The 21921-nt window shown below is 37.0% G+C and carries 19 protein-coding genes; 11 read left to right on the top strand and 8 right to left on the bottom strand.

What is annotated here, in order from left to right:
• The first annotated feature begins 484 nt into the window (after positions 1-484).
• Positions 485-1102: a hypothetical protein gene (locus AC07UV_RS15815; RefSeq protein ID WP_495184442.1), complete on the top strand. Its 618-nt coding sequence runs from the start codon at positions 485-487 to the stop codon at positions 1100-1102.
• Between the two features lie 427 nt (positions 1103-1529).
• Positions 1530-1976: a nuclear transport factor 2 family protein gene (locus AC07UV_RS15810; protein WP_495184441.1), complete on the top strand. Its 447-nt coding sequence runs from the start codon at positions 1530-1532 to the stop codon at positions 1974-1976.
• A gap of 133 nt (positions 1977-2109) precedes the next feature.
• Here the strand turns inward: AC07UV_RS15810 and AC07UV_RS15805 are convergent, their stop codons facing one another.
• From AC07UV_RS15805 to AC07UV_RS15790, 4 genes are all read right to left on the bottom strand, one after another.
• A complete protein-coding gene (locus tag AC07UV_RS15805; protein WP_495184440.1) occupies positions 2110-4881 on the bottom strand; it encodes a TonB-dependent receptor in 2772 nt (923 codons plus the stop codon).
• A gap of 3 nt (positions 4882-4884) precedes the next feature.
• A complete protein-coding gene (locus tag AC07UV_RS15800) occupies positions 4885-6042 on the bottom strand; it encodes a hypothetical protein (RefSeq protein ID WP_495184439.1) in 1158 nt (385 codons plus the stop codon).
• A gap of 427 nt (positions 6043-6469) precedes the next feature.
• A complete protein-coding gene (locus tag AC07UV_RS15795; protein WP_495184438.1) occupies positions 6470-7075 on the bottom strand; it encodes a hypothetical protein in 606 nt (201 codons plus the stop codon).
• A 246-nt stretch (positions 7076-7321) separates the two neighbouring features.
• Positions 7322-7750 (bottom strand): hypothetical protein, encoded by a 429-nt coding sequence (locus AC07UV_RS15790; RefSeq protein WP_495184437.1) that lies wholly within the window; start codon positions 7748-7750, stop codon positions 7322-7324.
• A 170-nt stretch (positions 7751-7920) separates the two neighbouring features.
• Between AC07UV_RS15790 and AC07UV_RS15785 the strand changes: the two genes are divergently transcribed.
• Positions 7921-8367 (top strand): nuclear transport factor 2 family protein, encoded by a 447-nt coding sequence (locus AC07UV_RS15785; RefSeq protein ID WP_495184436.1) that lies wholly within the window; start codon positions 7921-7923, stop codon positions 8365-8367.
• Positions 8368-8478: 111 nt separating this feature from the next.
• Here the strand turns inward: AC07UV_RS15785 and AC07UV_RS15780 are convergent, their stop codons facing one another.
• Positions 8479-9510 carry a hypothetical protein gene (locus AC07UV_RS15780; protein ID WP_495184435.1) on the bottom strand — a complete coding sequence of 344 codons (1032 nt, stop codon included), beginning with the start codon at positions 9508-9510 and terminating at the stop codon, positions 8479-8481.
• Positions 9511-9900: 390 nt separating this feature from the next.
• Here AC07UV_RS15780 and AC07UV_RS15775 point away from each other — a divergent pair, with 390 nt between their 5' ends.
• From AC07UV_RS15775 to AC07UV_RS15765, 3 genes are all read left to right on the top strand, one after another.
• Positions 9901-10050 carry a hypothetical protein gene (locus tag AC07UV_RS15775; RefSeq protein WP_495184434.1) on the top strand — a complete coding sequence of 50 codons (150 nt, stop codon included), beginning with the start codon at positions 9901-9903 and terminating at the stop codon, positions 10048-10050.
• Positions 10051-10151: 101 nt separating this feature from the next.
• A complete protein-coding gene (locus AC07UV_RS15770) occupies positions 10152-11831 on the top strand; it encodes a tetratricopeptide repeat-containing sensor histidine kinase (RefSeq protein WP_495184433.1) in 1680 nt (559 codons plus the stop codon).
• A gap of 13 nt (positions 11832-11844) precedes the next feature.
• Positions 11845-12510, top strand: a complete 666-nt coding sequence (locus AC07UV_RS15765) for a response regulator (protein WP_495184432.1) — start codon at positions 11845-11847, stop codon at positions 12508-12510.
• A gap of 235 nt (positions 12511-12745) precedes the next feature.
• On the opposite strand, the gene AC07UV_RS15760 is transcribed toward AC07UV_RS15765, so the two are convergent.
• Positions 12746-13234, bottom strand: a complete 489-nt coding sequence (locus AC07UV_RS15760; RefSeq protein ID WP_495184431.1) for a tetratricopeptide repeat protein — start codon at positions 13232-13234, stop codon at positions 12746-12748.
• A 232-nt stretch (positions 13235-13466) separates the two neighbouring features.
• Between AC07UV_RS15760 and AC07UV_RS15755 the strand changes: the two genes are divergently transcribed.
• From AC07UV_RS15755 to AC07UV_RS15735, 5 genes are all read left to right on the top strand, one after another.
• Positions 13467-15587 carry a phospholipase D-like domain-containing protein gene (locus AC07UV_RS15755; RefSeq protein WP_495184430.1) on the top strand — a complete coding sequence of 707 codons (2121 nt, stop codon included), beginning with the start codon at positions 13467-13469 and terminating at the stop codon, positions 15585-15587.
• A 12-nt stretch (positions 15588-15599) separates the two neighbouring features.
• A complete protein-coding gene (locus tag AC07UV_RS15750; protein ID WP_495184429.1) occupies positions 15600-16553 on the top strand; it encodes a hypothetical protein in 954 nt (317 codons plus the stop codon).
• 5 nt (positions 16554-16558) lie between these two features.
• Positions 16559-17119 carry a thermonuclease family protein gene (locus AC07UV_RS15745; RefSeq protein ID WP_495184428.1) on the top strand — a complete coding sequence of 187 codons (561 nt, stop codon included), beginning with the start codon at positions 16559-16561 and terminating at the stop codon, positions 17117-17119.
• Between the two features lie 186 nt (positions 17120-17305).
• Complete coding sequence (locus AC07UV_RS15740) at positions 17306-17749, top strand: hypothetical protein (RefSeq protein WP_495184427.1); 444 nt, start codon at positions 17306-17308, stop codon at positions 17747-17749.
• Between the two features lie 31 nt (positions 17750-17780).
• Positions 17781-18068: a DUF3892 domain-containing protein gene (locus AC07UV_RS15735; protein ID WP_495184426.1), complete on the top strand. Its 288-nt coding sequence runs from the start codon at positions 17781-17783 to the stop codon at positions 18066-18068.
• Positions 18069-18273: 205 nt separating this feature from the next.
• On the opposite strand, the gene AC07UV_RS15730 is transcribed toward AC07UV_RS15735, so the two are convergent.
• Both AC07UV_RS15730 and AC07UV_RS15725 read right to left on the bottom strand, forming a co-directional pair.
• Positions 18274-19617: an HlyD family secretion protein gene (locus AC07UV_RS15730; protein WP_495184425.1), complete on the bottom strand. Its 1344-nt coding sequence runs from the start codon at positions 19615-19617 to the stop codon at positions 18274-18276.
• A 17-nt stretch (positions 19618-19634) separates the two neighbouring features.
• Positions 19635-21854, bottom strand: a complete 2220-nt coding sequence (locus AC07UV_RS15725; RefSeq protein ID WP_495184424.1) for a peptidase domain-containing ABC transporter — start codon at positions 21852-21854, stop codon at positions 19635-19637.
• Positions 21855-21921 lie beyond the last annotated feature (67 nt).

The raw sequence follows: 21921 nt of genomic DNA, 5'->3' as shown, positions 1-21921 counted from the left end.
CGATCTGATTGAGGGAAGGTACGATTAGTAAACAATTAAGTCAAAAGGGCGATATTAATCAGACCCTTTATCATAGCGTTTATCTGTACAGTAATTTTTATGTTTCCTATCGTTTCCTCTTTTTTGTTTCGTCATCCAATGTGTTTTGAATACTATTGGATTTTCACTGCACTACGCCAATTTTTATGTTGATCCTTTCTCTCGAAAGGTAACTAATAGCTGCTTTGTATAGTAAGAACAGAAGCCGATGTGAAATAGTTTTATTGGAGTAAATTATTTTTGATAACTTGAATTAACTTATTAAAATAGACAAGGCTTATATCATCAAAAACTTTTGGCGCCACTTTCGGTATGTCCTGCTTTGAAGATGAATTTTGCCCTCGAACTGCATATATTTTCCGATGAGCAAGATGAGACGATCATTAATAGTCATTGTAAAAATATCATTATAACAGGAGTAATTAAGTGAAGGATTAGAAAATTTATGGTAAATAGAAGTGTAATCAAAAAGCTCTCAGACAACGAGCTTGAAAAGTATATAAAACCAGATAGTAGATCAGTAGCGGATGCTGTTCAATATGCTTATGAGATTCTTAAAGATAGGGGACGAGATTTTGCTCCCGCTGAATCAGAGCAGATCGAATTGATGATCAATAAGAAACGAGAAGCAGAGTTTGCGGAGGAGAATTCTTGGGATGAGGGAGCTACAACTGATGAAGATGCTATCAAACTATATAAAAATAGCGCGATATTATTTTTTTGTCTGTTTTTTGGAGTTATTTTCGGCGCTGTGCTCCAGGCTTTAAATTTCGTAAAAATAAAAGATATCAAGGGGGCTGTTGTCTCTTTGTTATTTGCAATAGGCTTCACTCTGTTACAGATTTTTATTATCGATTATATAGGTGGAAACTATATGGACATCACCGATGGTAGTTTTTATATCAGGCTGTTTCTTTCAGGTATTGGAGTAGTCGGCTTATCTCTTATTCGCGGGCTTATGTTTCCGAAAGATCTTAAATATAGAAGCAGGTCTACTGTAGTCCCGGTCGTGGTATCATTTTTAATATTGGCTGCTATTTTTATAATGTACACAACAGGCTGATCTAAGTGAAAAGCAATCATGTAAATGAAATCAATATGTACGATAAGAACGGAATGATCGGAGGTTTTCTGACAAACCGATGGCTTTCAATCCCAGCCTGCTTAGAAATATAAAGGGGTATGATAAATAACAAAACCATTATTGCGCCAATAAATTGATAATCTGTATTTTGGTTCGCTTGAATTGCCAAAATTAATCTTGGTACACAGAGCATTAAGATTAGGGATAGACCAAACTCCCAATTGAAATCGATGTTCTTTTTAAGAAGCTTCTTAAATAATATTGAATTCTTTTATCTTCCCATTCCCACCATTCACCGAGTTTTCCAGATCATTGGTCTAAAGCCCGTAGGCCAGGGGCGTATTGTGTTGTAGTTTTGAGTCAACAAATAAGAACTAAAAAACTAACAATATAAAATAAAGACATTATGAAAACTCTAGTAAAAACATTCGCAGCAGCAGCCTTAATCGCAGTATCGACATTCGCTATGGCCGCTGAAGGACCAGGTTCAAAATCAGCAAAAGCAACTGTTAACCTTTCCACAGCAGACTTTGCCCTTGTGCATTATGTTGCAGTAACTACTGAAGGTGAATCAGCAGGAGTAGAGCAATTGTTTGCTGAAGATTTCAGCCAAAAAGTTCAAGCTTCCAATGCACAAAGCCATAGCCGTAGCGCGTTGATCAAATCTTTGAAAAAACAAAAAGGCGAGAAACTGAACTGTGTGGTAAGCACCGACATACTTGAAGAGTCGGCGGACTACATGGTTGCCAAAGTAACTTTGAAATTTGAAGATTTTACCAAAACAGACCTTGTGACGTTGGTGCGTGAAGGCAATATGTGGAAAATATCCAAATCAATCAATTCATATAATTAGTATCTCATTACTGATGGTTTGCCAGTCATAAAAAGGCAAACCACTAGTGAATCATATGTTTATTAAGGTCGCGTCGAAAGATGTCGCTTTTATTTTTTTGTATAATTGTGGGCAAAATGAACGCCAGCTAAAATTATAATCCAAACTTTCTTGGGTAATAAGATAATGATACCATAAAATATTGGGTTAAATTATTCAAATAGCCAGTGGTGAACTCTGAGCTGCTTTGTCGAAAATAAATGCCCTTATTTTGTTTCAAAAGATCATAAGCGGCTAATTTAAATTCCAAATTATTGCCTTTTAATACTCGGTATGAGGTATTGGCATTCCATATCAACACATGGTCGTTTGAAAACGTAGATCTGTTGTACCTACTGTTCGCATTGCTATTAATACTCCACCTTTTGGACAGCGCAAGGGTTGCACTTAATCCCGTACTAAGAAAATGGGAGGAATAATATAAGAATCCATTCTCTTTGTCACTTTGTTTGTTAAACTGCCAGGTATTAATAAAACCGAGAACGATATGATCAATATTTGTGTAATAAGTATTCAGGTTGAGATTGCTACTCCAATTATTGACTTCGCGTTTTATTCCATCCATGTACTGATAGTTATTACCTTTGCTTATATTTCCTCTAAGGCTGAAGTTAATGGACTGTTTCCTCCGTAGCGCAACCGCTTTTTCAACATTATACCCCACATTAAATACATAAGTTGGGGCTGTATTCTGGATCGCATAATACTGTATCTGATTGGTTTTGTTGGTGATACTGTCAGCAAATCCATTATGGACCCACGTAAATGATGGCGATAAAGACATGATTAGCCCATATTGTTTGGATTGCGAAAAACTCAACAATGCGGAAAGAACATGCTTGTTGACCTTCTTTAGCTGCACAGCTCCAAAATAACGAAAGGATGGATTGATATTATCATAAAACGGGCGTAACCGATCCAGTTCAGGATAATCCTCCTTGTATTTGTATGAAATACTTGCTTTTTGTTGGTAGAAATTGACCCGTGAAAAAAAATGTTCTACGCTTATTTCAGGTAATATGGTGACGAAATGCTGTTTAATATTCCTAAATGCTAAAGTAGACTCGTTCTTTTCGCCTTGCCAGTGTGTACCCAATTGCATATTTAAACTCAAATGACTATTTTTTCGCCCCACTAGATTTTGTGAATACAAGGAATGTTTATAGGTAAGGGAGGGCTGATATATCCATCGGTTAAATTTCGATTGATGGGTCAGTGAATCTTCAATTACCATGTCGTTGTCCCGAACCAAATTGTCGCTTGCAAGATGTTGAAGACTGAGGTGCTGTTTAAAACCAAAATTTTTATAATTGATATTGATCTTAATTATCTGATTTATTTCCTTCTCATGGGGCATGTAAGCACGCACCAGATTTCGGCTTTGCGCTGAATCAAGATAATTGGTAAATTGACTTCCTACCTCCCTGTGTCCTTGGTCTGTTTGTCTATTTATCTGGTAATCAATATAGAAAGAGAATTGGTCAAAAAAGTGCGTGACCGTTTTACCTTTTATCGGTGATGCAATTTTATTTTGTATACTTATACCAGTCTGAAAATTAATATAGTCTTTGTTATCGGCTGATTGGCGAGATTCTTTGTTAAACGATTTGTTATTGGTATAATCATATTGGGTACCGGATTGTCCTGAAGAGGAATTTTCTTCTCGAAAAAAATCAAGTGTACTATTCATGGAGATAGGCCGCTGACGAAAGTTGTTTGAAAATTGATGCGTGAGACTCCCGTTCAATCGTTTCGATGCATCATTATAGGCGCTTGTGGATGTACGGCTATTGTTGAGTGGGTTTTCTTCAGCAATAAGTTTGCTAATCGCTGAGTCTCTGATTTCGCGCTGGCTGTTATTATAAAATAGATTGGCTGTAAATATATTATTCCGGTTTGTTTGACCCGTTGGTAAAAAATCATGTTGATAACGTGCACCAGCTACTGTCTGTCTAGTTATCCCTGGACTTAGAAAGTCAGAGCTAAAATCATTATTTAAACCTACTCCCTTGAATGTGGTATTTTCTAAAAGCTGGTTAAGATCAACAATATTCTTGTTGCTATTATTTTTGGAAAAAGCCAAAGTGGCTTGACGCTGTTTATCGCCATAATTGGCCGTGAGGTAAGTGTCGTGTCGTTTATCAGTACCATAGCCAACTGTGAGATTACCAAAAAACATTTTTTCACGCCCATCTTTGAGTACGACATTCATAGCATAGCTTTTATCATCGGGATTTTGGAGCTGCTGAGTCTTTTCTCGGCTGTCATACACCTGGATTTTCTTTACAGCGTCTTTTGCGATATTTTGGAGAGCGATGGATTTGTCGGTTCCAAAAAAAGGTTTTCCATTGACCCAAATATTCTGAAGTTCTTTACCATTATAGGTAATCTTATCATCACCCCAAAGCATGAGCCCAGGAAGTTTGTGTAGTAAATCCTGGATAACAGCATTGCTGTCCAATTTGAAAGCATCGGCATTAAACTCCAGTGTATCTCCGTTCATCCGGACAGGAGGCAAAATTTCTACAGTATCCAATTGATTGTCTCTTACCGACATATTGATCTTACCCAAATCCAATACTGAGCGTGCGGATAACTGTACGATTTTCTTCATTTTTGAATACCCTTGATGTGTCCATTCGATCAAAAGATTTTTATGAAGAGGCAAATCCTCAATGACAAATTTACCATAGCGATCAGATAAAGCTATCTTGCTTACTTTGTCCTGACCCATTTCGAAAACAGATATGGATGTGGATTGTAAATAGGTGGTATGGACTGAATCGATCACAACGCCTTTTATAGACTGCGCATAAAGCGCGAGACCTGCAATTACAAATAAAAATGTTACCAACCACTTGGCCATATCTTAAAATGAATTCAGTTTAAACTTAACAAGAATAGGGTTTTTAGACTTGATCAAGTTCGCATGTTCTTTTTTCATCGTATGATTTTCTTCATCCGACTTGTTGTGGGCCGAGCTTGTTTCATTGGGATACAGAATACTATATAGATATTCTCCATCGCTAAGTAGATAATCATTCCATCCAATAATCGGTAGATAATCATTACTGGCATCCGGCATAATATTTTTAATAGCTAGCACTTCATGATTCTTAGTGTTAACAGCGATCCATGAACGATCCCCGCCATAGGTGATAAGCTGTAATAGTAAATAATCTTTGTAAGATAAAATCTGATTGAAGCCCAATAGTTTTTCTTTGTTCTCCATCATAAAATTATCAAAGCCAATTTGATCTTTAATATTATATAAGAGCGCCGTGTCGACAGAAATATCTTTTGGGAAAATAAATTTATAGACTTTTTGAATTCCTTGTTCACCGAGTTCAAACAACTCGTAATTATTGGGAAAATTGGCGAATGCGCTATGGTGTTGCATATTTGGCTGAGATAGTGTTCTATCTAGATCTCTAGAGATGGCATACGGATTTAATTTATGGTAAGTGATTACCGCTTGGCCATTATATTGTAAAGCTGTCAAATCCGAACTCTTTTCTTTTGGTTGCCAAAAGGACCAGACGGTGTTGTTAAGTGTGAGAGAATCATTTGCCGTATTTGTTGCCGCAGGGAGATCTATTACCTTATGTTGTCCTTGATTATTAAGCTTTACGGCGAAATGAACTAATCCCAAGATAAACCCACCATTGGAAGAAGTAAGCGTTTGCATAGGTTCTATTTGAGGAAGCTTAAAATCAGTCGACTTAAGCGTGTTGGTTATTTTTCCAGCATTGTCCATCAGGGAAACTTTTGTATTACCATTAGACAAAACAGCAATCGTAAGATCGGAAATCTGTACCGCATTGATATAATTTATAAGGTCAGCTTTCTTGTCTGCGGAAATGGGGAAATATTGCAGATCGGAAATATTGTGCTGAACCAGACCTCCTGAAGCATGTTTTGGTGAAATCCGAATCTCTTGGATGGGTATTTCCGATGAATATAATAATTGCTGCCCTTGTACGCTCATGACACAAAATAGCATACTCAGAAAACTGATAACTCTCATAATAGGTTAAATACTTGATTAACTTAATTTGGTTTATTTTTTATAATTATATGCGATAATTTATTGTTTAAGATACAAAAGTCAGCATGTAGATTCAAGTTATTTTACAACAAAAAGATAACGTTATCGATTGCGTAAAATTTTATTTAGGGTGGAAGTGAACCTTTCTTTACTTGCGCAACAATGTAAGTTGCTTTTTAATGTCAAAAGGGCCTGATTCTCATCAGACCCTTTCTCTTAGCGTTTATTTGTACAGTAATTTTTATGTTTCCTATCGTTTCCTCTTTTTTGTTTCGTCATCCAATGTTTTTAAAGACTATTGGATTTTCACTGTACGACGCCAATTTTTATGTTGGTCCTTTCTGTCGAAAGGTAGCTAATAGCCGTTTTATATTGTAAGAACAATAGTCGGTTTGAAATAGCTTTGTTAAATTTTGGAATATGTTATTTTTCTCTTTTCCAATGATTTTTTTTCTTTACCTTTTTTTTGAAAACGTGTTGTTGATATCCAATTACCGTATGTATCATAGACATTATCATCGCTTATTTTTCCGTTTTTGCTGATATATCCTTTTTCTGTTTTAACCGCGGTTCCTTGTTGATCACACTGTGTGCTTATTACTAAATCATTTGTGTAATCATATTCGGCTTTTGTAAAACCAAATTTGCCATCATTTTCCATATAAAGAATAGGATCTCCCTGTTCGTTGTATGCAATGTCTATTTTCCAGGTACATTCCCCAAGATCATTTAGGGTAATTTGCTTTGTTATATTCCCTTTACTATCTCTAATATAATATATGGTGTCTACTTTTAAAGGGAGGAGCGGATGCTTAACTTCCATTCTTCTTTCCACGAGTATCGTATCGTTTAGATATTTGTTTTCGAAAAAAAACGTTTGTTCTCTAGTCTGATTGTGTCTGGATTCGGATACAACTCGGTTGTGCTTGTTAAAAATATAGGTGGTTTTTATTTTTTCTGCACCATTCGAAGTATAAAAGACAGTTTCCTTCTCTATTTTTTCTACGGGCACATTTGGAAGTGTTTCAATTGTGAAATCTTTGTCTCTCGTATACCGTAAGATATTTTGGCTATAAACTGAGTTAGTATATGCAATCATCAGTATAAAGAAGAGGATTTTTACTGTTTTAAAGGTTAGGTTGCCTGACATTGTCGTTTATATATAAGATGAGTAGGGACAAAATTATGGAACATTTAGACATCAGTTTCGCCTCCTCAGATAATGTTGAACGTTAGTTGTGAGTGTTATTAATTCAAATCAATAGGTTGTATTTTTATTGCTCTTTTTTTTCATAGCTATCCCATAACCGATGAGACCTAATATAATTGAAAATGCAATCTGTAAAATGATGATAAATATCCATCCAATAATACCATATTGGTATAATTTCTTTTCAAATCCGCTGAAATTTGCTCCCAGCCATAATGAAAGGAATAATCCTACTATACTATCATAAAGCCCTAGCTTTATAACAGACCACAAGGTTGTTTTCAGATTTTGCTTCAATCCAATTAGATACGCTAGGCCGATATAAATAATTATCGATACGATGGAAAACCAACTATAATCAATTTTGAGCCATCTGGATAGGAGTGAACCCACTATCGCCACTAACGTGACAGTAAATATCCCCTGTTCTAAGATTTTATTATATGGTTTTTCTATTGGTGTTAACTGCCTTTCCATTAGTATTAATAAATAGTAAGACAAAGATAGAAATTTCACCTCTCCATTTCCACCATTCACCGAGTTTTCCTGTCCGTTGGTCTAAAGCCCATAGATCAGGGGCGTATTGTGTTGTAGTTTTGAGTCAACAAATAAGAACTAAAAAACTAATACAATAAAATAAAGACATTATGAAAACTCTAGTAAAAACATTCACAGCAGCAGCCTTAATCGCAGTATCAACATTTGCAATGGCAACTGAAGGCCCTGGTTCAAAATCAGCAAAAGCAAGCGTTAACCTTTCCACAGCAGACTTTGCTCTTGAGCATTATGTTGCGGTCACAACCGAGGGAGAGGCAGCAGGTGTAGAAAAACTATTTGCAGAAGATTTTACCCAAAAGATCCAATCTACAAATGCACAGTCTTATGGTCGTAATGCTGTGATCAAATCTTTGAAAAAACAAAAAGGAGAGAAACTGAACTGTCAGGTAAGCACGCAGATCATCGAAGAGTCCACAGATTATATGGTGGCCAAAGTAACCTTGAAATTCGAAAATTTTACTAAGACTGATCTTTTGACTTTGGTTCGTGAGGAGGATAGCTGGAAAGTATCCAGTTCAGTCAACTCCTATAAATAGTATCCAATAATTAGTTGTCAGCTCGGTCATATCGAGAGCTGACAACTAGTGAATCATATGTTTATTAAGGCCACGTCGTGAGATGTGGCTTTTTTTATGCAGCTAACGAACCTATTCCTTTTGTTTCTGCATGATTCCAAATTGAACATGTCGATTGCTGTCTGGTTTTATACGGACATATGTATCCCAAATATGTTTTGTCACAGCTTTTAATGATTTATTGAGTTGGACTGGGTGATATCCCGGGCCTGTAAAAAACTCAACTTCGTTGTCGATTTTCGAGTACCAGATATTCCCAATGTCTTTTACCGCTAGGCTGTCAGGTTGTGTGATTTTACGAAAATGCTCTAGTCTATCCTGATCTAATCCAATAACCTGATACGCTTGTGTTTTGTCTTGGCAATCGACCTGAATATATTTTTCGCCATTCCAGCACATGCAATCTTCGGGAGTCAAAAAATGTATTGTAATAAAAATAGCAACAATTAAAGATGCAGCTCCGGTAAATCTTAAGGTATGTTTATTTAGAAATGGTTTTTTCTGAGGGCCTGATTCATATTTATTTCTTTGGCTTTCATCAGCTCCTTCCGGAATAATTAGCTGACCATTGTCAACATGTTCTATATTCGCAGTAGTTTCCTCTTGATCTCCTTCCGAAATAACAAACTCATCTTGGCTAATACCTTTGGGGCTAACAGCTGCGGAGGGCACCTTTTTAGTACCATCTTCAACAGGCGGATCATCCTTTTCTTGCGGTGGGGCATTGTCAATTTGTCCAGGTATATTATCATAATTGTAGCGGAATGGTCGCGGTTGATAATCCACAAGTACAGCTAATAATTTGACAAGAAGCTCATCTGGGTTTTCTGTTTTACCTAAAATAAACTTCTGTAAAGCTCTTAACCATCCTGTTTTATAATTGTAAATAGCATCTTCTAAATTTTTTTCCTTTTTAAGTGGATCAAAGAATTTCTGTAAGACCTGAATATCGGCTTCTGGTAACCCTTCGGACAATCTAATTAAGCAGTAATCTCTCAAGTTTGCAGGTGAGGGGCTGGCCAATAATTCATCCATTTCTTGTTTTCTTTTCTTTTCCTCATAGAGGGAAAGAACCCCTTCTTTAAATATGTTAAACGTCGGCATGGCTACAAAATTAGGTTCTATTTCTATCGGTATTTACGGAATCCCGTAAGCAAATAGTCAATTTATACATCGGAATTTTCAGTATAACCGGGATTTGAAAAGACCTTTCGGACTTAGCAGTATCATTTGATAAAAAGGTTTTTAACGGCTATAACTTTGTTCTCGAAGTCAGATGATAGATCGATTAAAATTATAAGACTAAGATACTAAACTGATTTCACAATGAGAAGATCTCGCGGTAGACATTAGCCGGTTTGGGAAGCAGCTTCTGCCTTCCGCGAGTGACACTCTTACTTCCCAAAAAATTCAGAAGGCCTTCTGAAATCAATGCAGTAACCCCATGCGTGGTGCATGGGCCTGCCAAGGTTTTACATTCTAATTTTTTGAATTATGTGGAGTTTAATATTATATTTTTTGTTTGGAATCGGTCAGCCCTCTAATTCACAACCAAACACTGGTGCACCAACGATACAGACGGCAGATGAACCACCATCGGATGGTGATGGTGGAGATAAAGGCAACCCACCACCAGATAAATAATTGTTAATGTCTATAATTCAAAGAGCTGATGAATTCAGCTCTTTTTTTATTTGGAATTGTTTAGGTGGTGTTTTTTGAATAAATTCGAAAAAAACTTAGCCGTGCAAAAACCTGTTTTACTTTTGCTATTCACGTTGTTGATTTTTTCCTGTTCGAGAAATAAAGATGAAAAAATTATCAAAACCGTAAATAATGATTACGATAAAGCATTTGCTTTCTTCAAGCAGGGCCAAAAGGACAGTTCTTTCTTTTATTTCGAACTTGCCAAAGACCAATACTTGAATTCAAATGATAGTTTGGGTACTGCTAGATGTTTAGTTTTTATTGGATTACATCAATATGATGAGGGAGACTTTTTCGGGGCACAAGAGACGTCGTTATCGGCAATTCGTTTTATTGGTAATAAGCAAAAAGATTCATTATTATGTTATGCCTATAATACAATTGCAAATGCTTCAGATGAAATGAATCAATACGACCAGGCCATCCCATATTACCAATTAGCTATTAAGTATTCTTTTAAATCTATCAATACTCTAATCTATAAAAATAATCTTGCTGTCTGTCTCAGAAATGCTAAACGTTATTCTGAATCCATTAAATTATCTACGGAAATAATATCGAAGGTAACCAAAGGCACAAATGAATATGCGAAATTTTTAAACAATCTTGCCAAGACCAAATGGATGGCTGATCCTTCCTATAATCCAGTTCCTTGGTATCAAAAAGCCTTAGAGATACGTATCAAACAAAAAGACTTATGGGGACAAAACTCTAGTTATGCTAGCTTAGCAAAATATTATGATGGTAAAGACACTGATTCATCTATTTATTATTTAAATAAGCAATATAAAATTGCGCTGGAAATTAATAGTCCTGATGATGAATTGAATGCTTTACGTGGGTTAATTCAGTCCAATGCACTTTATTCTGAACGCTATTTACAGCGCTATTTGGCATTAAACGACAGCATCCAACAAGCCCGAGCCGCTGCCAAAAATCAATTTGCTCTTATCCGTTATGAAGTCGAGAAAAACAAGACCGAGAACCTGAGACTCGAAAAAGAAAATGCTGAAAAGCAGAATCGCCTCATTAGGCAACGCGTTATCACCGGTGCAAGCATCTTTTTGCTTGTTTTAGTTGCAGGAGGTGGTACCTTATTGTACAAACGCCGCAAGCAGCGGCTCGAACTTGAGGCGCATAACCGTGTCAAAGAAACCCAGCTCCACCTCTCCAAAAAGATCCACGATGTTGTGGCCAACGGCATCTATCGTGTCATGTCCGAGATTGAACATAACGAAGATGTGGATCGTGATGGTGTACTCGACAAACTTGAAAACATGTACCATCAGTCCCGTGATATTTCGCACAATGTCGAACAGCAGACCATTACAGAGATACCGTACAATGAACAGCTGGCCTCCCTGCTCAAGTCCTTTGCCGCTGATCACCGTCGTGTATTGATCGCAGGGAACGATGCTGAGCAATGGACTATTGTCAATAAGCGTATTAAAGAAGAGGTAAAACATGTTCTACAGGAACTTATGGTCAATATGAAGAAGCATAGCCAGGCCGAGCAGGTTGTGGTACGCTTTGAAAAATCAGATCAGCAGCTCACCATATATTATAAAGATAACGGAGTCGGGATGCCCACCGAAAAATCACAGGGAAAAGGTCTGGCGAATACGGTTTCCCGTATTGAAAGCCTCGGCGGCAAAATTATCTTTGTCAGTGAACCGGGAAAAGGGCTCAGCATTACGACCAATATCCCATTAGTATAAAAGACAATAATGTATGTTTAAAAAAGTACTCATTGCCGAAGACCACGAGATAGCCAACATTTCAGTGCAGAAAACCCTGCACGACCTGGGTATTCACAATACCAAATACGTGTACTATTGTGACCATGCCCTTACCTGGATCAAAAATGCCATCCGCGATGGCGAACCCTATGATCTGTTGATCACCGATATCGAATTTGAAGACGACGATAGTCCACAGGAGATCAAAGATGGTCTTTCGCTGATCAAAGCGGTCAAGACCGTGCAGCCCGATATCAAGGTTATTGTACTGACGGCCAAAGACCGGTCGGCACTGATCAATGAGATGTTTCGAAACAATCAGATTGACGGATTGGTACGCAAGGCTCGTCGTGACGGACAGCATCTGCGCGAAGCTCTACAGGCTGTCTATCAGCATCGTACCTATCAGTCGCCCGATAGCAAGAAGTTTATTCAGGAACAGAATTCACACGAGTTTACCCAATTTGACCTGCATATCGTGAAGTTGCTCTATGAAGGAATATCCCAAAAGGAAATGCCCGAATACCTTCAGCAGCGTGATATACGGCCATCGAGCCTCAGTAGTATCGAGAAACGGCTCAACCTGATGAAAGATGTGCTCGGGTTTACCAAAAATGAACAGTTGGTGGCCCATTGTAAGGAACTAGGTTTTATATAAATTATTTTTATCTCCTTACGGGTTCCCGTAAGCGATCGTTATTGTATTGCATTAGGTTTGTATGGACGGATTTATAGCAGGAATTATATTTTTCGTTACATAAAAATATCCAATGCATTCAGGATATTTAAAGCTATATGTTAATCAATTTTATGAACAGAAAAGGCTATCGGTGAATAGCCTTTTTTGTTTTATTACTACTCGTGAGTTTTTTCACTTGATAAACAAATACTATTTAATCTGCCTTATTCGAAAATGTATTAATTGAATTTAGGGAATAATAAGCGATCCCATTGTCAGGGTATTCTTCCAGAATTTCTTTGTAGAGTGCCTTTGCCTTTTCGGCTTGCTCAGTCTGAGAATAACAAAATGCGATATTACAAAGCCCCATTTCCCGATAGGACATTTTAGAGGCGCTCAACATTTTAAGTGCACGATATTTATCTACCCATTTGTATTTTGTAAAAAAAACAACGCTCTGCTTAAAGTGCTCGGTAGCCGTTTTGAAATCCTGCTGTTTGATCGCTTTCATCCCCTTGTTGTGGCTGGAAGGGATAAGCTGTTGCAATAAAATAAATAAAAGGGAAAAAAGCACTGCACCGATAAAAATCCCATGTTTTTGGAATAGAAATGCAAAAACAGCTAATAAAATGGCCCAGACCAAGATGATAATGATAACAGCAGGCCAGGATACTGACCGAACGATTGGAACATTTGCGCTCATTTGATTCAGAATGATTTGGTTTTAATCCATGCTAATATACTGAAACCCTCGCAAAGTCTTCCTTTTCAGTGTTGTTTTTATATTAAGTTTTGCACAAAGATCAATCTGACCAATTCTTAAGCTGCGCTTTACGGGAAACCGTAGAATCGCCATTACGGTTTTTGATAGTTTTGAATCGATGAATCAACAAACATTAGCAATTTCATATAACCGTATTTAACTGAAAATCACTATGAATACAGATCAATTGATCCAGGATACACTCTCAGATAGCAGAGTCATCTATGAACGTGTTAGGCAGGAGCTTTCTAAAGCCCGCACCGAAGTTCTAATTGCCATGGCTTGGTTTACCGATAATGAACTGTTCGCAACAGTCCAGGGATGCCTCGATCGTCATGTAAAAGTTTCTATTATAATATCCGATCAGCCCGATAATGAAAAGCTTGATTTTGCACTTTTGGAAAGACAGGGAGCTGAGGTGACCAAGGTCAAAAATGTTGGCTGGGGTATCATGAATCAGAAATTCTGTGTGATCGACCAAGGCGTTGCTATCACAGGCTCCTATAACTGGAGTAATAACTCCAAAAGCAATAATCATGTAAGCGTTATCGTCACCAATTATCCAAAGACTATCGCTGAACTCACTGATACTTTTCATGGGATCCGTACTAGAGCCATAAGGATCAATAACGGTGAATCATTGGAAGATATCATAGCATCCGAACAAATAGAAAAACCTATGCAGCTTAAACCCGAAAACCATACTCCCCAATATACTTTGTCTTCAGGAGGAGAACTCAGCTTTCAGCAGCAGTCTTTAAAAGAGTTCAAGGATGTACTGGATAATATTATTGCCTCTGAAGTAGGCGCCTTTGATAAGGACCTGGTCAAGCAGAGCGGCTATAATCGCGCCAAAGAAAACAGTGGCGATCATCAGATTCTTCATCAGGCCATGGATAGTCTGTACTCCAATTTCATCAATGAAATTGAAGTTATCGCAGAAAAGAAAGATCGTTTGAAAGTGCGCATTGACGAACAGCAGAAAGTGAGTTCGACCAATATGGAATTTCGTACAGAACAGGAAATTGAAAAAATTAAGGGCAATGCAACGGTAGACAAGCAAAATCTCGATTCGGATATCAATACTTTGACCGCAAAAATTGAAGAGAAACGTCTTCAAATTACCTCGAATAACAATACAAGAATCCCCTTTATCGAAAGTAAGATCATTGCCTTGAAGCAAAAGATCAAAGAATTGGAAGTTGAGTTTGTAAAGCCTGCAGTCAATAAACCTATTATGTCAATCCTAGCAGCTACGACTTTATTACTTGCTCTGTATATATTTGTTTTTTACTCCTCTGTGGCCTATATCTTTATTTTCTCAAAAGAAGAGATTAATGAAATGATGTTGCTAGGCTCAGCAAATACACAATCACCCGAAGTCTTCAATCCACACGCTATTACTAAGATAGGGGAGAAAGGGATGGGCGGTATACTATTTCTCTTTTTGTTTGTGGCTATTCCGCTCGCATTGGGTATGTACAAAGTTTTTAAAGATCTTTTTGATGTCAGTGAAAATAAGGAAGTCCAGCAACATGGTATTATTCAGAAGAGCAAAATGGCTTTCGTGAACCATTTGGGAATTATTCTTATCCTCGTTGTTGATATTTTTATTGCCTATAAAGTGTCAAAAAATATCAATGATATTGAGTTGTTGACCAATAAGACAGATCAACGACTGTCACTCTTAAATGTTCTTGCAGATAGCAATTTTTGGCTAGTCTTTATCCTAGGTGCGCTGGGTGTGTTTCTTTTTGGATTCTTTTTCGAAAAATTAATGGGCCAGATTAACGAACGTAATCTTTCTTTTCAACAGCAGAAGACTAAGCATATTGTCGAGAGCCACCAAAAAGAGATCGGCGAATACCAGGAACAGATCAATAAGATCCAGTTGGAGAACGATGCTCTACACGCTGAACTGTTTAGTTTGCAGGTAAACAAAGAAGAAAAAATAAGTCAGATCCAACAGCTTCCTATTCAGCAGAACGAGCGGGTAGGCGCCCTGCAACATCAATTGCTCACTTTCAAAGAACGGATCAGTAATATCGGACAGATTTACAAAAGCCAGATTGACAATGACAAGCTGCCTATTTCCAAAGCCGAGATGGAAAACCGGGTCAATATCTATATGGAAGGTTGGAGCAAATATCTATACGAAGTATATGCAATCTTAAAAGCAGAGACCAAAACTCGTGAGGCTGTAGGTGAATGCGAAGCCTGGCTTTCCAATTTAGGACTACAGTCTGACATTAAACACGAACTTTTAGAAGACATTACGGCTTTTAACAATTAACCAATCAACTAAATGAAAATCCCCTATATTTTTCCATTATTTATATTATCCTTACTAGTGAGTTGCCAGAATGATGACTCCAAAAAGCAACAGGTCATGCTCAAGGATTACAATATTATTATCGCGCCAGACCTTTCTAATAGGATCAACACACAGTTATATCCAAAACCAATCCACGATACTGTTTTGATCCAAGAAGTCATTGACCATAGTGATGAGCTATTAAAACTCCATAATAGGAGTTCTGGTCAATTAGATGTTTATAAACTTGATTTTATCAATCGGGGCATATTAAATACCTCATCATTCGATCCAAAGCGGATGACTATCGATTTTAATCGGTTTTCCAATAATCAGCTCGATAGGGTCAGCTATATTCGCAAGGGGCTGAAAAGCGATGTAAAGGCGTTTTCAGATGAGGTAAACCGGGTCTATGATTATGCATTGAAAAATCAGTCCGGCGCGGATGTCTGGAATTATTTTAACGAAACGATCAAGAGTTCGCTGGTAGACGTTTCACCAAAACGAATAGACGGGAGCAGCAAGATCATCGTGGATAAGAAAAATACCAATGTCCTACTCCTTTTGACCGATGGTTATATTGAGAGTACAAACAAGGGGATAGGTTATCGGCTGGGATCGGAGCTTGTGAGTAAGATCCGTAAAGATTATAATGCGAGTGGTAAGCGAGATTTGGCAGCCTTTATACAGGCTGACTCCAGCTATGCAATCAATAAAACTGATTTTAATCTAAAAGATGTGAATATCTTTATTGGTGAGCTTGTCGATCGCTCATTGGATCCAAGTGGCGCCGCTAAAGAACAACCTACCGATTTTCAGATCACCAAGGTTATCTGGGAGAAGTGGCTTAAAGATAGTGGCTGTACCAATGTCAAGGTTATACAAGCCGTGAATACAAAAGAACAGTTTTATCAAGAGTTTGAACAATTCCTCAAAACATTGTAGGCCGGATGAAAAAGTGGGTAAACATAATGATCAAACTGGGCGTAATCGCCCTGTTTTTTCTGCTTGTTTTTTTAATGAGCTGCGTGCGGTCCGAGCAGACCTCTCGGTCTTTCGGTTTTTTGGAAAAAAGTAATCTTACAAATTCAGATGAGGTAAGGGTGTTTAAGGTGGTCGATGGGGATACCTTCTGGATAAAAAACGGAGTTGGCAAAAATGTGAAGATCAGATTGATTGGCATTGATGCCCCGGAAGATCGAAATGTATTTAAAAAGAAGAAACATCCATTTGGCAAGGTATCCAAACGTTATTTGGACAGTTTGATCTTTGATAAAGAGATCCGCTTGGAATATGATGTGGATTCACTAGACCGCTATGGAAGAACTTTGGCCTATGCTTACTTGAACGAGATATTTATTAATGCAGATATGATTCAGCATGGTTATGCTCTTTTAATGACTATACCGCCCAATATTCGTTACGAATCGCAATTCGTTGTGTTACAAAAGTATGCAAGAGAAAATCGCCTAGGTCTTTGGAGCTTAAGCGATAAACCCATATTTGATTAAGTATTTAGTTCATAAAAAGTAATTTCTTGCCTGGCATTGGCTTATGTTGTTTCTATCCAATAGGATTCCAAAATAAGGCTGAGTACCCGTCTAAACTATTTAAATCACTCTATTATGGTTTTCCGTAAATAATTGAGTTTTGCTAGATCTAAATTTGTACAATAAACAATATTACATTGAAATTTTATGAAAAAGTATTTATTAATCTTATTTATTTCCTTCTTACTTATCGGATGTAAAAAAGAAGACGCCGAAAACGATACGTACGGTTATGAAACTGAATGTGAGCAGTGCGACATTAACTATGTTGATGATCTAGGGACTACGGTTTATGTGAATGGTCATAAAGGAACATGGAAGAAAGAGTTTCCACGGTCTATATTTTCAGATATGCGGGTGACAGTGACAGCGAGGCCATCGACTTCCAACAAGAATGTATCTGCTCATATTGTGAAAAACGGTAAACGCTTGATCTCACAGAGCGGAAGTTCCAGTATTACTGCTAAACATACGGTTATCAGTTCGGGTTCGAGCAAACCCATTTCGGGCATTTGCGGTGCTCCAACCCAAAAGGGAGGATCATGCCAGCGAAAAGTATCAGGTGGGGGAAGGTGTTGGCAGCATAAATAGTTGAATTTTATTAATTTTTAAATTTATAAATATGGCAGCAAGACATGAAATTAAGTGTATCAAAAAGACAAACCGTCTAAGCGCACACGAAAGAATTGAAGAAATTGGTGGAAAAAATGCAGATGGAACTTCATGGAGATTAACTCAACAACGAGCGATATCTGGAATTGAGGATGGGACAAGGAGTTTTTATGTAAATCGGGGGGGAAATGTTATCGACGTGATTGTGGCAACAAGTGCCTTAGGTAACAAATATATTAAAACTAGAAATGATGGCGAACAGCCTAACAATCTCCTATGTTTACCAGAATGCTCATAAGTCTATTTAAAGATACTTGAGATTAAAGATCAAATTTTGTCCAGATTGTTGAAATAACAATCTGGCTTTTTTTATGAAAAATAAACCTAATCGTCGCATCGACATCGCTATGGCTGTTGGCAAAACAGCGTTAAAACTAAAAAAGCGGTCGTAAACTAGATCTATGTATAAGTGGTTTATTTTTAAAGTTATAGATGTTTTGGGGTTATTTGGAATTTCCAATATATTCTAAGTTGTCAAAGAATCGTTCAATCAACCTTCTGTCTTTTGTAATGATTTCTACAGTGCCTTTTGCCTCAAATTTAAAGTCTAACTTAGTTCCATAATTGGTTGTCAAACCATTTGGAAAATCTAGCGTCACCATATAGCTTTCCTTTGCTTCTCCATTAACCTGTTGTGAAGTGCTTACAAGACCGATATCTTTTACTTTAGCTTTGATATAGCCATATTCCAAATAAGGATAATCCGCCATTTTGACGATTACGTCTTGATCTTCTTTTACTTTTCCAGCACCAGAGATAGGTAATAATACTTGTCCTAACAGGGTATTCCTTTTGGGTACAATGGAGAATAAAGGTTCTCCCGCTTGAATAAATTGATTTTGACTCCAAAATTTCAAGAATTGAACTTTACCTTCCATTGGGGAAATGATCAAATATTGCTTTTCCCACAGTGCAATTTTATCAATCAGATCGTTGTAGGAGGTAATTAGATCGAGCTCAAGTTGCAATTCTTTCTCAGTCTTGGTAATTCTATTTTGTTGAATCGAATTTTGCGTGTTGGATATTTGTTCTCGTACAGAACCTGTATTACGTAACGAAGTTTTATACTGATCTGTTGAGGTGATATTGGAAGCCAAAGACTGTTCATATTCTGCTTGACTGATGACTTTGCGTGCTAACAAAATAGAGTCTCTCTCCAAGAATTTTAGATTGAGTTTACTCTGCTCTTTGCTGAGATTTTCCTTTTCTGTTAATATGTGCAGAGCTTGACGTTGCTCCTGTAGGATATCTGCCAATGCGTGTTCTTGTTGGTCGTACAATCGGTGATCTTGATAATCAGCAAGCTGCTTAATGCCTGTTAGAAATGAGGAATAGGGAATAGTTAGGTCTCCCAAATTTATATTTTTAGGAAGAGAGTCATAAAAAACTCTGGCTTTAAAGTTCTCCAAATTAAAATCAGCAATATTTGTTTTTATTTTCTTGATCAATGCTGGAGCAGCAGGGTTGTCAATCCAGGCAATAAGCTGTCCACTATTCACTGTATCTTGTGATCGAATTTCATTAATCTTTAATTTTCCACTTTGCTCTGAAATTAATCGTAGTGGCGCTTGTTGGGCAGATACCGTAACTTCGCCTATTACAATATCCGGATATTTGACAATAAAGCCAAAGAATACTAGCAATGCGACAATACCTATTACTATATAAGTAATGTATTTAGCAAAGGTATTGGGCATACGCTCAATGATATCCCGCACCTCTTCTGTGCGGTTTGGGATAATTGATTTTTTCTGGATAGCTTGTTTTACTTCTTGAAGTTCTTGCATAATGATTTCGTTAATTATTAATTGGCTAAAACCTTTACTTCGGATTGGCTTTCTACCAATTGATAATATCGTCCTTGTCGTTGCATTAAAGATTCATGGCTACCGACTTCTATAATTTGTCCATCCCGCATTACGATAATCTGATGAGCTTTGCGAATTGTACTCAGTCGGTGGGCCACTACAATAACTGTTTTCGCATGAAATACTTCGTCAAGAGCCTGAGTGATTTTTTGTTCATTTATAGTATCCAAAGCATTAGTAGCCTCGTCAAAAAAAAGTATGTCAGGGTTTTTATATAGCGCTCTTGCAATGAGAACACGTTGTTTTTGCCCACCACTTAGACCACGACCGTTTTCCCCCATTTTGGTTTGATATTCTAATGGTAATTTTTCGATTTCATAACCAATATTTGCGGCTTTAACCGCTTTTTTTAATCTTTCATTGTCGGGTTTTTCATCATCTAGAATAATGTTATTTAGTATGGTGTCATTAAATATCTTTCCATCCTGCATCACAGCACCACATTTTTCACGCCACTGTCTCAAACCTATATTATTTATATTCATGCCACCAATTAAAATTTCACCATAACTTGGTTTGTATAACCTGAGAAGAAGTTTTAATAACGTTGATTTTCCAGATCCACTATCACCTACTATTGCTGTAATTTTTCCATCTGGTATGACCAAACTAATATTTTTTAATGTTAACGGTGCAATATTTGTGTATTGAAAGGATACATTGTTAAGTACTATGTCTTTATTGCTAGCGAGTTCAATATCATTATTACCGGTGTCTTCGTCTTCATCTTTTAATAGTTGGACCTCATTAAGTCGCATAAATGAAATTTGAGCAAACTGAAATCCTACCATAAAGGATATTAATTGTTGTACAGGACCATTTAACATGCCGATTATAAATTGGGTGGAAATCATGACCCCGAAAGTGATTTCACCCGCAATAACAGCTTTTGCACAGAAAAAGGTAATAAGTAAATTCTTTACGGAGTCAATAAAACCAGCTCCTAGATTTTGTATATTATTAATACCCAGCATCCGGAGATTGACCTTAAAAAGTCTTGCTTGTATACCTTCCCATTTCCAACGTTTAGCTTGTTCATAGTTATTGATTTTAATATCTTGAATACCACTTATTGTTTCAACCCAATAACTTTGGTTCTTTGCAGTCAATTCGAAATAGTCCCAATCTAGTTTTTTTCTAAGTTTTAAAAATCCCATTACCCAAAATATATACAGTGAACTACCGATTAAAAAAATCCAAAATATAGTCGTGTTGTAAATGAGTAATATAATTCCAAAAATTAAGAAAGTTAATGTAGAAAAAACAAGATTGAGTGAATTATTCATTATGAATGAACGTATACGTTCATGGTCATTTGCACGTTGTAGAATATCACCTAACATCTTGTTTTCGAAAAAAGCCACAGGAAGTTTCATTAATTTGATTAGGTAATCCGAAATCAAAGCAATATTAATGCGTGAAGACAGATGCTGCAATATCCAATCCCTTACGGCTGAGCTTAATGTAATGCTCACAATAAGAGCCAAATTGGCTATCAATACAATGTTGATAAAACTAGTATCTTGGGTTTGTATACCTACATCGATCACAGCCTTGGAGATAAAAGGGAGAACTGCCTGCATTCCCGTAATCAAGAGCATGACCAAACTAAGATATAGGAAGCTCTTTTTGTATGACATAAAATAGCCCAAAATGTTTTCCATATAACGGCCCCGCTCAGATTTTTCATGAGCATGGCGTTGTTTGAAATCAGCTTGTGGTTCGAGAATCAAAGCTATTCCGGACGTTTTATTTGCATTATATTTGATCCATTTATCTTCGAATTCAATCCCGGTATACTTAATATATCCTTTAGCAGGGTCTGCTATATTGTAAATGACTTTGCCATTTCGTTTTTCTATTATGTCATATAATACTACAAAGTGTGAATTGTCCCAGTGAATGATAATTGGCAATGGTACTTTATCAATGACGTCTTGAATAGAACAATGAGCTGCTAAGGAACGCAGTCCGATACGCTCTGCGCCATGGGATATACCGGCAAGAGATACACCTTCTCTCGTATTTCCACAAAGATCGCGTAGATATTGCATGGAATAATACTTGCCATAATATTTCGCAATCATTTTAAGACATGCTGGACCACAGTCCATTATGTCAAGTTGTCTTTCTAATGGAAAATTTTTTATACTCATAATGTCCCCTAAAAATTGTGTTTTTTATTTTCAATTTCAATAGACGTTAATTATTTAATGGAAAATT

The organism is Sphingobacterium sp. GW821-FHT03E03 (genome assembly GCF_059420745.1).
Note: the sequence above shows the minus strand (reverse complement) of the source record. Positions and strands in the feature narration are given on the sequence as shown.

Excerpts from the sequence above, each read along its gene's own strand:
- AC07UV_RS15815 (WP_495184442.1), top strand. The coding sequence starts at position 485 with ATGGTAAATAGAAGTGTAATCAAAAAGCTCTCAGACAACGAGCTTGAA.
- AC07UV_RS15810 (WP_495184441.1), top strand. The coding sequence starts at position 1,530 with ATGAAAACTCTAGTAAAAACATTCGCAGCAGCAGCCTTAATCGCAGTA.
- AC07UV_RS15805 (WP_495184440.1), bottom strand. The coding sequence starts at position 4,881 with ATGGCCAAGTGGTTGGTAACATTTTTATTTGTAATTGCAGGTCTCGCG.
- AC07UV_RS15800 (WP_495184439.1), bottom strand. The coding sequence starts at position 6,042 with ATGAGAGTTATCAGTTTTCTGAGTATGCTATTTTGTGTCATGAGCGTA.
- AC07UV_RS15790 (WP_495184437.1), bottom strand. The coding sequence starts at position 7,750 with ATGGAAAGGCAGTTAACACCAATAGAAAAACCATATAATAAAATCTTA.
- AC07UV_RS15785 (WP_495184436.1), top strand. The coding sequence starts at position 7,921 with ATGAAAACTCTAGTAAAAACATTCACAGCAGCAGCCTTAATCGCAGTA.
- AC07UV_RS15780 (WP_495184435.1), bottom strand. The coding sequence starts at position 9,510 with ATGCCGACGTTTAACATATTTAAAGAAGGGGTTCTTTCCCTCTATGAG.
- AC07UV_RS15775 (WP_495184434.1), top strand. The coding sequence starts at position 9,901 with ATGTGGAGTTTAATATTATATTTTTTGTTTGGAATCGGTCAGCCCTCT.
- AC07UV_RS15765 (WP_495184432.1), top strand. The coding sequence starts at position 11,845 with ATGTTTAAAAAAGTACTCATTGCCGAAGACCACGAGATAGCCAACATT.
- AC07UV_RS15760 (WP_495184431.1), bottom strand. The coding sequence starts at position 13,234 with ATGAGCGCAAATGTTCCAATCGTTCGGTCAGTATCCTGGCCTGCTGTT.
- AC07UV_RS15755 (WP_495184430.1), top strand. The coding sequence starts at position 13,467 with ATGAATACAGATCAATTGATCCAGGATACACTCTCAGATAGCAGAGTC.
- AC07UV_RS15750 (WP_495184429.1), top strand. The coding sequence starts at position 15,600 with ATGAAAATCCCCTATATTTTTCCATTATTTATATTATCCTTACTAGTG.
- AC07UV_RS15745 (WP_495184428.1), top strand. The coding sequence starts at position 16,559 with ATGAAAAAGTGGGTAAACATAATGATCAAACTGGGCGTAATCGCCCTG.
- AC07UV_RS15740 (WP_495184427.1), top strand. The coding sequence starts at position 17,306 with ATGAAAAAGTATTTATTAATCTTATTTATTTCCTTCTTACTTATCGGA.
- AC07UV_RS15735 (WP_495184426.1), top strand. The coding sequence starts at position 17,781 with ATGGCAGCAAGACATGAAATTAAGTGTATCAAAAAGACAAACCGTCTA.
- AC07UV_RS15730 (WP_495184425.1), bottom strand. The coding sequence starts at position 19,617 with ATGCAAGAACTTCAAGAAGTAAAACAAGCTATCCAGAAAAAATCAATT.
- AC07UV_RS15725 (WP_495184424.1), bottom strand. The coding sequence starts at position 21,854 with ATGAGTATAAAAAATTTTCCATTAGAAAGACAACTTGACATAATGGAC.